An 11995-nucleotide genomic window follows, 5' to 3' on the forward strand; every position below is an offset into this window, starting at 1 on the left:
TCAGTCTGGCTACCATTTCAGGGAATACCGTTTACCTTGAATTAAGCGAGTGATAGCCTATCCGGCCTATTGACCGCCACATGGCCAGTTCTTCCTTGTACCTGTCATTAATTACCTCGCATTTAGCATCAATGCGCATGGTAGGCCTGTCTTTCAGATTATAAGCCGGCCACTCTGGAACATCCTTCGCGGCAGGCTTACCTGTTTTGGCAAAATTAGTCCATAACTCCGCCATATAATGCGATGCAGTAAAGCGCTCAGGCTTGTTCCCGCTTAAAAAACCGGCCGGCGCCCCTGGCACTTCATTATTGAATTTGAACGTGATGTCCATAGCATGCGGCGTACCAAAAGGATAGTCAGTGTCAGGGATCTTCGCCTCAGATTTATAACCAAAGTTATACAGGTATACGGGGGCGCCATGTTGTCCCGCTTTTCTTTCTGCAATGGCAATGGTGCCAAGCCCCATCATATTGATTGATTTAACCGCCATCCAGATGTCACTTGCCGATGCGTTAGGCCTTGTACGCCGGTAGGTGTCAATTATTTTCTGCGTATCAGCACCAAACTCCGGTTGGATATTTGTTTGTAATGCCTCAAATGTAAATTCGTTTTTGAGCGCGCTCTTGTCAGTTGAATACATCGCGAAAAATGCCCATTCATCCTCATTCCAGCCGGTCATCAGTGGCTTATCCTTTGATATTTTCGGCGCTAAGGGGTCGAAAGGATCATGGGGCAGTGCAACACCATCCACCACAGGCGCAAAATTATTAGGGACAAACCCCACCACACCGTGTTGGCGAATATAGTCGCTGACAGCCATCAAGCCGGGAACTTTATTTTGAACATCGATCAGATCTTTCACAGGAACATCAAGTATTTTTTTCCAGTCCTTCAGATCGATATCCAGTTCCCTGAATACTAATTTTGTCATTTCCATTGCTGCCTCCTTTGGCAACATTCTAAGGCCGGGACCGCTTTCGATTGAAGCCTTATTGAAATACGGGGCTGCTGCGGGCATGGCGTATAAGCAACTTGTTTTTGCGCCTCCGCCCGATTCTCCCCATATCATCACATTATCAGGGTCGCCTCCAAAAGCTGCAATATTCTTTTTTACCCATTTTAAGCCATCAACAATATCCAAAAGGCCATTGTTACCCGAGCCGGCATATTCCGGGCCTGCAATGTGCTCCAAATAGAGAAAACCCATTAATCCCAATCTGTGATTTGTCTCTACTACAACCACATCAAAAAAGCGGGCAAGGTTTGAGCCATCCTGATCAAGGGCGCCGCCAGAGCCGTTAGAAAAACCGCCTCCATGGTTGTAAAACATTACAGGACGTTTTTTATTATCATTAGCTGGCGTCCAAACATTTAAAAACAAGCAGTCTTCATCTGGCTTGGGTTCGTTTACGGCCCGAGATTGAAATTGTGGTTGAATACTGGGGGCGCCAAGTTGTAAAGCATCACGCACACCTGTCCAGGGCCCCAAAGGAGCCGGTCTTTTAAAACGCCGGTCACCTGATAGCCTCCCGGCATAAGGAACGCCTTTAAATAAACATACACCGTCCTTTCTGATGCCCCTGAGTTTTCCCTCGGCGACTTCAGCTATTACGAAATCATCCCCTGCCAGAATTGAAGAACTGGCAAAATTGGGAAGGGTGATTGCAGCGGTAACAAGTGACAACTGCCCTATGAATTTTCTTCTGCTTGACATATACATAACTGTGTATAATTGGTATTAAAACATCTGTTATCAATATCCTGTTGGTTCGGGATAAACATCCTTTTTATTTCGAAAACCCGGTCGCCCGGCCGGTAATTCCCGATTGGAATTGGAAAACAACGCTGCGTTAATTCTTCGATTTTTGAGCCCCGTCCCAATGTTCTGCAAGTTTTCCGTTTTCAATCCGAAACATGTCGCTCCAGGTAGTGGTGTAGGTTTTTGTGCTGTCGGCCGGGTCGGGTAATTTCGAGGCAAAGCTTATCACCACCAGGTCTCCTTCTGCAACAATGGCAACCACCGGGGCTTTTATGGTATCCACAATTGCCTTAGGCTTGGCAAACTTTGAAAATAATTCAACAAACCCCTTTCGTCCTGTCGGAACATTTGGATTGTGCTGCATATAGTTTTCGGCAAGATATTTATCTGTCAATTCAAGATGGCCTGCTTCCAGCACCTCCCGCCAGCAATCGTATACGAGTTTTTTATTGGCCGCAAGCTTAGGGTCGTTGCTTTGTAACAAAGTTTTTTGATTGGCAAGCGGTATTACCGGTAACTGTGCAAAAGCCTGGTTGGTGATATGGGCAGTTAAAACAATTGCTAAGGCGATGATGTGTTTTTTCATTATATTATAGTTTAAGAAGAACGACAGGTTTGATAATAGAGACTTATTTTGTTGAAGGTACAAAAAGAACATCATTTCAATCAAAGCAAGGATTTAATCGAATGATGGGTATGCATCAATTATTCAATGCAGATGAAAGTTGCTTAACCGGAGTTATCAATTGGCTTTTGCAAACTCGCCGTCGGCTGCTATCTCTACCTCGTCGCTTACAAGTATCGTAGGAGTGCCTGAACCAATATTAAAGTCTGAACGCTTCAATGTACCCCGCAATTTAAAACCGGCATCGTTTTTCTTGCTATTTGGATTCTCCTTTGTGCCGCGGTACCAAAGGTCCATCGTTACAGGTTTTGTAACACCATGCATGGTAAGGCTGCCGGTAAGCTTATACTTGTTTGTTCCATCTGCTTTTATTGATGAACTTTTGAAGGTAATAGCGGGGTATTTCGCGACATCAAAAAAGTTAGCACTTCTTAAATCATTATCACGCATTTCAACATCTGTGTTGATTGAGGACACATCTGCCGAAAGTTCAAAAACGGCATCACTGAAATCGGGGCTGGCTGCGGTTATGGTCGCATCAAATTTTTTGAACAAGCCGTCTACATCCGAAAGCAAATGATGGGTAACGGTAAACTTAAGTTTAGAATGCATTTTATCATTTTTCCAGGTAGTTGTTTGGGCAAATAACGAGGTTTGTAAAAGCAGCGTAACTGCAAATAATAATAATTTCTTCATGTAATAATTGGTTTTAATTTGGTTAAACGAATGCTTCAGGGCAGACAAATTTGGCATTCCAATGCTTAATTTGACCATTAAAAGCTTCGGGATAAAAATAGAACGGAATTGCTGCCAATGTCTTGACATCAATCAATAAATTACATTGATTCAAATCAATGAATTAATATAATATCAGTCTTTTTTTACAAAGAGTTTTTTTCTTACACGGCTTAGTGTTTCCGGCGTTAACCCAAGATAAGAAGCAATCATATGCTGAGGCACGCGCTGCATAATATCCGGATAAACACTTAAAAGTTTGGTGTATTTTTCTTCGGTTGACAGCGTGAACATATCTGTTAACCTCTTTTGCAGCGAAATATAGGCACCACGGTACTGTTTGTAATTAAATTTGTAAAATTCAGGAACCGCCGTCTCCAGGTATACATGTGCGGCTTTGCTTATTAATATCAGTTCTGAATCTTCCAGCGCATCAATATTCAGACTGGATTGATCTTCACTTATAAAACTGGATAAATCAGAAATAAACCAACCCTCCGGCGCAAATTGAATAATGTGTTCGTTGTTTTTTGCGTCTACCAGGTAAGAGCGAAGCAGGCCTTTGCTCACAAAGGCAACATACTTACAAACCTCCCGTTCCTGCAAAAGGTATTGCCGTTTCCGTAACTTCTTTACAATAATATGCTGTCTGAAAATCGCTTTATCAGTTTCTGTCAGTGTTATTACGTTTGATAGCTTATTGAAAAAATTATCGGGCATGGTGCTAATTTAACTTTTTTTGCCGATGCTAAACATTTGACGCACAACTCTTGAAAAGATTACAGTTTTACTTAAGTATTTACAAACAAGGCCATAGATTGTATATAAATAACACAATCCAACTTACGCGTATGAGAAAGACAATCGGATAGCCTTAACCCGAAGCTTTTTTCAAAATTGTGGAGAATAAGCGAATTGACACGCCAAATTTTATATCTTTTTCACAATCAATTATTTATAAATCATATTAGGCAAAAATAGCTAAGCGACCTCCTTTTTTTTACCAAAATATACTTCAAAAACTCTCTTCTAAAAAATCAATAAAATTTTGACCAAAATTTTATTTGGTTACTGTGAAGCAAAAAAAGGCTGTCTTTTCAGACAACCTTTAAAACTCGGTGCAGAATCCGCACCGTTTATTGAGGAATTGATTGAAATAAGCGGTTTTTCAAGACTGATTCTGTAACTGAATTTTAAAATCCCCCATTCGCATACCTTTTCCGGCCAATTCAAAACTTCTTAAATTTAATTTTGCAGTGGCTGGCCAAACATACCCATAATCCCCGCCCGTTTTATTAAACCAATCAAAAGGAATAATATTAATACAGCGGGTAACTTGTTACAAACTAAGATATGTATCTTAATAGCTTTGATCTGCTTTTTTTGGGAAAACGAGATCTTTTATCAAAATGCTGTGGTGAAAATACCAACCATAAGCTAAATTCATTTTTGGACTTATTTAAGATTCTGTTCGCTAACTTTATTGTAATCCTATTCGTATAATAATGATAAACTGTACGGGAAACCTTAAACAATTATGAAGAAGCAATTACTTACGCTAAATGGCAGGCTCCTGCTTGCCGGCCTGATTAGCTTTTTATCTTTTGGCGCAAATGCGCAGCACCACAACAGTAGTAACAAGAAACCTGTTAATATAGCCGGAACGCAGCAGAAACGAGCGGACATATACCTGGCCGGATATTCAATGCCAGATGGAAAAACACCGGTTGCAACCTATCTTAAAAACGGCGTAGCGGTATTGCTGGCCAATACGCAAAGCCAGTCGGAAATTGTATCGCTGGTTGTAGTTGGTAATGATGTTTATGCGGCAGGCATGCACAACGGCCAGGCGGTGTATTGGAAAAACAACACAGAAACACAGCTTTCCAATACCAGCGGTAAGCGTATATTTGGGCATGCTTATGACATAGCTGTAGACAACAGGAACGGTGATGTTTATGTAGTTGGGTATGAGCGGATCTATGATCGGTCCGATATGTACAGCCCGTTCAGTGACTGGGCCAGGTGTTGGAAAAATGGAAAGCCGGTACCACTCAATGTTATTGGCGCATCAAATGCCACATCCGTTGCCATTGATTACAAAACGGGAGATGTTTACATTGCCGGTTCAGATTCATCTGACCCCCAAGTTAAAAACGGCTACACTAAGTATTGGAAAAATGGAGAGCCCGTAAAAATAATTAACGATCCTTTGCCCATAAGAGCGGCATCTATCCGTATAGTGGACGATAATATTTATATCCCTGGCAGGTACGCCGAACCTGCAGGTAATAACAACGCATATTATCGCGTTGCTTATTGGTGTGGTGCTAAAGGCACCGTTTTCTTAACCGACCGAAGTTTGAATGAAGCCAGGGCCACTGCCATTGCTGTTTCAGGTAAGAACGTGTATGTGGCCGGATGGGAAAATGGGTTTGCCAAATATTGGAAAAATGACGTGCCTACAGTGCTTGCCAGACTGGCGGGTTCGGGTTCAGATCCTTATAAGATAGCCGTAGACGGTGACGATGTATACATAGCCGGTTTGGGAGAACTTGATGGCAGTATAGGGATGCGCTACTGGAAGAACGGTCAATTAGCGGGAACAGTTAATCTTTCTATAAACGATATTTTTGTTGCAAGGCAAGGGGATAACTTAGTTAAAAATATAAAATATACACCCGCCGTTAAAGATAAGCAACTTGTCATTTCTGAACCTCCTCCTGCACCGGCAGCCTTAACCCCTAAAGAGGAGGCCGAGAAGTTTTTAGCCGAAAACAAAAAGAAACCAGGCATTATTACCACAGCCAGTGGTTTGCAGTATGAAATAATAAGCCAGGGAACAGGGCCAAAGCCTTTAGCAACAGATAATGTGAAATTCAATTTCCAAAGGACCGCTATGGTGGGTAGAGAATCTAAAGAAACATCCAATAGCCATTCGCCGCTCAACAAAATAATTCGAGATTTACTTCCAGGCCTGGCCGAGGGCATGCAATTGATGAGCGTAGGCAGCAAATACAGATTATTTCTCCCTCCTAAGCTCGGATTCAACAGACCTACACCCGATTATCCTGCAGGAGCTGTTATACTTATTTGGGAGGTTGAATTGCTGGAGATACTAAAATAATCCATCCTATCATCGAGGCAAAAAATATTGTTTCCGGGAAGAGGGGTTCAAATTGTGTAGGGGGTAATATTTCTAATTGTAAATTGATCAGAAACACAACGCATCAGCTTTCAACTGACGAATTTCATTTTCATCGAAAAACTGCCCTGAGGGCATAAAAGAAGCCTTTTTACATCTGTAAAAAGGCTTCTTAGAAATGGGTGGATAACGGTGCAGAATCCGCACCGTTTTATTGATGAATTGATTGAAATAGGCGGCTTTTCAAAAAATCTTGATCGAGACGGCAAATAAATCTTATGAAAGCTGATCAATGTTTAAATACCGACAAACTCACACAATTCTCCGAAATAACACGGCAGGGGAAAAATATAAATACATAATTAACTACCAATCAGATACTTACACGAACCACGAGGGTTATGCAAACCGTAAGCATTCAAACAATACAACATTCCCAATATAAATGGCAACACTAGTGTTGCTTTTTTCGACGGGTATCTGCTTAAGATTAAAATCCATTAAAAAAATCTAAAACATTGAAATATTACTCACAATCTATTTATCTTTGGATCTAAGATATTTAGATAATGAGTGAAAAGAAACCAGCCACTATGGTCGACAAATTCAAAACTGCGAGCCGGCAGTATTCCGACGCTTCCATTTTTATGCACGAAGCTATTGCCCGAAAGGCGGGGCTTTCAGGCACCGACCACAAGTATTTAGGGCTTATCCTCCAATACAAGGAACTAACCGCCGGCGACATCTCTAAACTAACAGGGCTTACAACGGGTGCTGTTACAGGACTGGTAGACCGCCTGGAGAAGAAGAAACTTCTAAAAAGACAGTTTACCAAAGAAGACAGGAGAAAAGTTATTATCGTACCAAATATGGAGAATAGTATGAACTTGTTAGAACCGATTTTCAGCGACCTGCAACGAAAGACGGCTGACCTCATCGCTTCGTTTTCTGAAAAAGAAATTCAAATCATTGAAAGGTATTTTACAGAAGCAACCACTATTATGATTGAAACGACTAAAAATTTAAACAAAAAATAAATGGAAAAAATCACTGAAGCATACCTAATCAGAGCCGAACTATGGCTTTGTATGACGATACTCATTTACTTTTTGATGAACGGAGCACAGATTTTTGAAACACTTGTGTTTGTCCCTAAGTGGGTAGCTTCACCGCCGGACAACTTCAAACTTCTGTCGGACGGAAAAGGAGCAAGTTTGAAATTCTTTTGGATACTATTTCATTCGTTGCACGAAATAGTGTTTATACTTGCCATCGTTTTTAGTTGGAAGATAAGTCCCGTAAGAAATTGGTTGCTGATTTTGTTTGCCGTTCATTTTACGGTAAGAATTTGGACGGTTTCTTATTTTGCATCAAACATCATTGAGTTCCAAAAAATCGCTGAAACGCCAGCACCAGCAAAGGACTTAATGAGGAGAACATCCCTTTGGCAGAACCTTAACTATATAAGAGTAATAATTTTTATTGCTGTTTCAATCGCACTTATTCCTTTGTGCATTAAACTATTTAACCTGCGAAACTAAACCTAAAGTGGATACTTCTGTGAAAATGGCTCTTGCCCAGTCATAATGGATACAAAAACGCCTCAAATCTTTCGACTCGAGGCGTTTGAGTTGTAATTATATAAGTTTTATAGAATCATTCCGTTTTCAGACTCTTACCCGGATTGATCAAAGCGGCCTTAATGGATTGAAAACTAACCGTAAGTGAACATTCCAGAACCATTGATCACCGCGTTCTGGAAAAAAGAGTTCAGGGTTTCCGCTACACTTTGACCATGCTAAATAGCTGATTTAAAATTTTGAAGATGCGCTGCACTACCAATAGCGCACAAGCTCCGCAGACGCACAGAACCAGTCCATAAGCTTGCCAAGGCGGGGGAAACGGAAGTAACTTCCCCTCCAGAGGGGATTGTTCGCCGACAGAATTATTTAACGGTATAGATCGGCAGTTGTCCTGGTGCTGCAAGAGAAGGCTTCGGCACGGGAGCATTTCTGCCCTTGATCAATAAATTATCGTAAAAAGGCGTACTGAGCTTTTTTCCGCCACCAGCAATTAGTCCCGCCATTCCCTGGGTGTACAAGCTATCCGTCACTTGTAGTACCTGCTTTTCATCAACGAATGCGCTAATAACAGATCCTTCGAATTGGAGTTTCAGGTTATGCCATTGGCTGTGGCTGATATTTGAAAGTTGTATTTCACCAAGCACCTTTTCCCCACCTTCGCTTTCATCGTTTTGTTTTTTGATAATTGCTTGTTGTTCAGCATCTCCGGTAAGTTCCTTTTTATTCCCTTTTCCCCTGGTTACAATTATGCTGCATTTGCCATTGTCTTCAAGCTGTAGGTAGTAGCCTTTTGGAATAAATCCATACCCGGTACCAACGTGATTGACCCTGCCCATAACCCCAACAATATCGCCTGCATTTAAATAAACATCAGCGCTTACTTCATAATCCTTCCACTGCGCATCACCTAAAATACTGTAAGGTCGCCAGTCTGGTGCCCAGGAGATGGTTCCCTCCGGAACAACCTGGCGCAGGCACTTGCCTTTTTTATCCGGGCGTTCAGTGATTTCAAATGCATCGACAATATCAGCAGTGTAGCGTGGTAAATGCCCCCATGCTTTAGGCGAGGAATATTGTTCAAATGTTTCATAATATGGAAAGGGGAAGGGCTTGGAATCGGGAATATTAGCAAAGCTTCCCTTTTGCTGCCCTGTAGTAGTGGAAAGAGAGTAAACGGAATTGGGCGCTAAAGTTAGTGTAAATGTGCCCTTTATCGGCTTTATACCCGCTTGCTGTACAAAATGCTCTTTCTCGTTACTACGCCATACGCAAAGCTGTTTTAGAGACAATCCCTCGCCGATCTGAAAACGGATTTGCTGTGGAGCTTTTGCGTTTTTTGTTTCTATAATGATGCTGTAGTCCTTTCCAGGCGATTTTAAGGTTACTAAAGTACCGCCACCTTTAAGGTTAACACTCCCCCCATTCAGGTATTGCCACCCAACTTTCGAGAATTGCCCATAATGTGCATAACCCCACAAAGCCTCGCGTACCTGATAATGCCCGCTCCATGGCGACTGTGCCAGCATAGCAGCAGGGTCTTCTGAGTATGGCTCGATAGGGTAAACACCTGCAATATCATACCAATTCACAATCTTGGTGACACCGCTTTGAATATAGTTGCGGTTGAAACACTCTACAATACTGATCAGGCAATCGAAGCCTTTCTTATAAACATGATCCTCAGTGTTCCAGATAGGTTTATCAAGTTTCTGAGCCATCTCCTGAACTTGTCGGGAAGCGGTGTCTCCTTCATAAAATGTGTGAGCGCTGATAATATCTATGGAGTTGCGAAGCTGCTCATCTTTAGAAAAGTCCTTGACGAAGTCTAGTTTGTCTTTCCACCAGAGATCAAACCCATGAAGCTTAATTTTTTCAAAGCCGTTGGCATCAAGGGTAGAACGGAATGTCTTCGCAAAATTGTAGTCGGATCCCTTTTCATTGCGGCAGCCGATGGCATCTAATTCAAGGCCGTAAACTTTACGAAGCCCCTGAAGCCACTTAACATAATAATCGGCTGCATCCTGCGACCAAAAATTTCCGTTCCCAACCCATGCGGGAGCGCTCCACGCGGTAGCATCGAGGGTAAGATCAGGGTTGCGCTTTTTGGCTTCCTGTAATATCCACCAGGTGTAGCCCCGGGAGTAATCAAGATCGGTACGCGTGTGCATGTGGCTCGGCATGGCCCCCTGCGTTGAATTACCATCGCCGGGAATCTCAACAAGCAGTGCGCTTACGGAAGCTCCAAATTTTGGCTTATAAAGTAAGTCGAGAATCTGACTGCGTTGGGGTTCGGGATAATCCTTCAGCAGTACCGATGTAGCGCCTCCACCATTTACCACACCAATTCCATCGAAACGCTTTCCCCCGGCATTGCCCCGCAGTTTCACCGTTTGGACAGAATCCTGATACATAATTCTCTTCTGTTGTGCATTAGATTTAAAGTAAAATAAAAGAAGAATTAGAAGTACTGAATTAAAAATTACTTTCATGAATCGGTGTGTTTGTGTGTTAAAATAAATAAGACCGTTGATGGGCGTTGCTTTAGCTGGCACACGCGTGTCGCGTGTGCCAGCTCGGGATCAGTTTGTACACTTGCTGATCTTAAAGGCAGTAACTATATACAAAATGAACAGATTGAAAAATTTAAATTTCATGTATTTATCTTTTATAATGCATCAAACTTTTGCTCCACACAAACCTATTCCGTGTCCTGTCCCCCGACTTCTATAAATCTCTTTTTACTCAAATCAGGGCTTAGCTGTTTTGATATTTAAAACAGCCTCAGGTAAAGTCGGCGAACTTACGGTAAGCTTAATATCGCCAACATTGTGCGTACTTCTAATGACCACTAACGCACGTCCGTGCCAGGCCTTACGTGTATCCGCTGCATATGGATCTGTGTCCTTCAAATCGGCATTATCAACTCCCGCAATGGTGGCAGGCCCTTCAATTTTAAAATGCAGGCGATTTATGGCATTCGGTTGAACTATGCCGGCACTGTCTGTTATCTCAATGGTGACATAGGACAAATCTTGCCCATTTGCCAATATCTTTTTATGGTCGGCAGTCAATTTTATTTTTGCAGCTCCGCCCGACGTTTGCAAAACAGTTGATTCAACCTCTTTATCGTTATCTACACCGACTGCCTTAAGCTGTCCCGGCAAATAGGGCACGGTGAATTCGGCTTTATGTTCCTGCGCTATTGCCGTAGGTTTTTCGCCAATAAGTTTGTTGTTGAGATAAAGGCGCGCCTTAGGATACTTTGAATAAACTTCCACTTTAATATCCTTTCCAATATAATCTGGCCAGTTCCAGCTTTCCCAGGTTGGCCAAACAGACCACCACGTTGTTTTAATTTCCAAGGGGGCTGGTTCAGGTTCCTGGACAGCCATGAAAAGTTTTTCGGTATTATTGTATAACAAGTTTCGATAATGCGAAATCGGCTTCCTCCATCCAATCAGATCGACATCTCCGCAATAAGCACCATGCCAGGGGAAAAAATCATGTTCCCAGTGTTCGCCAGGCACCTCGCCCGAATAATACCAACGACCTATTCCCGATTCTCCAAGATAATCTATAGCTGTCCAAACAAAATCACCAAGAACGTAATTGTTGTCTTCTACCAGCTTCCAATTGGCAAAAGCATCCTTGGGGTACGATTCAGTTTGAATGATCATTCGTGAAGGTACCCGCTGATGATCGGCAGACGCGCTCTGCAAATGATAATTATACCCGCCAATGTCATGCGCCGCCATCAGGGAATCAAGCGTTGCCCAGTCCTTACCGTTATCCACAATGGCCGATGTAACCGGGCGAACAGTATCTATTTTTTTTATGGCACCTGCAAGCATTCTGGCTGTTTCTACGGCTCCTGGGCTACCCCTTTCTACTATTTCATTCCCAATGCTCCATATTACGATTGATGGATGATTACGATCCCGCATAACCATGGCTTCCAGGTCGCGTTTCCACCACTTGTTAAAATATTCGGCATAATCATGTTTGTTTTTCCCTACTTTCCAACAGTCAAATGCTTCATCAACAACCAATAAGCCTAATCTGTCACAAGCATTTAAAAATGCCGGCGATGGTGGATTGTGAGAAGTTCTTACAGCATTGAACCCCGCCTCTTTGAGCAGTTCAACCTT

At 42.3% G+C, this 11995-nt stretch carries 10 protein-coding genes; 4 read left to right on the forward strand and 6 right to left on the reverse strand.

Annotated elements, in window-relative coordinates; translation table 11 throughout:
* Nucleotides 1–31: 31 nt before the first annotated feature.
* The 4 genes from AC1DXF_RS25230 to AC1DXF_RS25245 form a co-directional block, all read right to left on the reverse strand.
* Nucleotides 32–1714: a carboxylesterase/lipase family protein gene (locus AC1DXF_RS25230; protein WP_477451471.1), complete on the reverse strand. Its 1683-nt coding sequence runs from the start codon at nucleotides 1712–1714 to the stop codon at nucleotides 32–34.
* A 136-nt stretch (nucleotides 1715–1850) separates the two neighbouring features.
* Complete coding sequence (locus AC1DXF_RS25235) at nucleotides 1851–2345, reverse strand: nuclear transport factor 2 family protein (RefSeq protein ID WP_477451472.1); 495 nt, start codon at nucleotides 2343–2345, stop codon at nucleotides 1851–1853.
* Between the two features lie 156 nt (nucleotides 2346–2501).
* Nucleotides 2502–3080, reverse strand: coding sequence for a YceI family protein (locus tag AC1DXF_RS25240; protein WP_477451473.1), 579 nt, complete (start codon nucleotides 3078–3080; stop codon nucleotides 2502–2504).
* 174 nt (nucleotides 3081–3254) lie between these two features.
* Complete coding sequence (locus tag AC1DXF_RS25245; RefSeq protein ID WP_477451474.1) at nucleotides 3255–3839, reverse strand: Crp/Fnr family transcriptional regulator; 585 nt, start codon at nucleotides 3837–3839, stop codon at nucleotides 3255–3257.
* Nucleotides 3840–4167: 328 nt separating this feature from the next.
* On the opposite strand from AC1DXF_RS25245, the gene AC1DXF_RS25250 reads away from it, so the two are divergent.
* The 4 genes from AC1DXF_RS25250 to AC1DXF_RS25265 all read left to right on the forward strand — a co-directional run bounded on the left by AC1DXF_RS25250 (nucleotide 4168) and on the right by AC1DXF_RS25265 (nucleotide 7805).
* Nucleotides 4168–4305 (forward strand): hypothetical protein, encoded by a 138-nt coding sequence (locus AC1DXF_RS25250; protein WP_477451475.1) that lies wholly within the window; start codon nucleotides 4168–4170, stop codon nucleotides 4303–4305.
* A 351-nt stretch (nucleotides 4306–4656) separates the two neighbouring features.
* Nucleotides 4657–6246: an FKBP-type peptidyl-prolyl cis-trans isomerase N-terminal domain-containing protein gene (locus AC1DXF_RS25255; protein WP_477451476.1), complete on the forward strand. Its 1590-nt coding sequence runs from the start codon at nucleotides 4657–4659 to the stop codon at nucleotides 6244–6246.
* Between the two features lie 587 nt (nucleotides 6247–6833).
* On the forward strand, nucleotides 6834–7301 hold the full coding sequence (locus tag AC1DXF_RS25260; protein WP_477451477.1) for a MarR family winged helix-turn-helix transcriptional regulator: 468 nt from the start codon (nucleotides 6834–6836) through the stop codon (nucleotides 7299–7301).
* Nucleotides 7302–7805, forward strand: a complete 504-nt coding sequence (locus tag AC1DXF_RS25265) for a transposase (protein ID WP_477451478.1) — start codon at nucleotides 7302–7304, stop codon at nucleotides 7803–7805.
* 404 nt (nucleotides 7806–8209) lie between these two features.
* Here the strand turns inward: AC1DXF_RS25265 and AC1DXF_RS25270 are convergent, their stop codons facing one another.
* Nucleotides 8210–10336, reverse strand: a complete 2127-nt coding sequence (locus tag AC1DXF_RS25270) for a galactocerebrosidase (RefSeq protein WP_477451479.1) — start codon at nucleotides 10334–10336, stop codon at nucleotides 8210–8212.
* Between the two features lie 258 nt (nucleotides 10337–10594).
* Nucleotides 10595–11995: glycoside hydrolase family 2 TIM barrel-domain containing protein (locus AC1DXF_RS25275; RefSeq protein WP_477451480.1), on the reverse strand; the 1401-nt coding region annotated here is incomplete at its 5' end.

It is taken from the genome of Mucilaginibacter sp. P2_A5 (genome assembly GCF_056404995.1).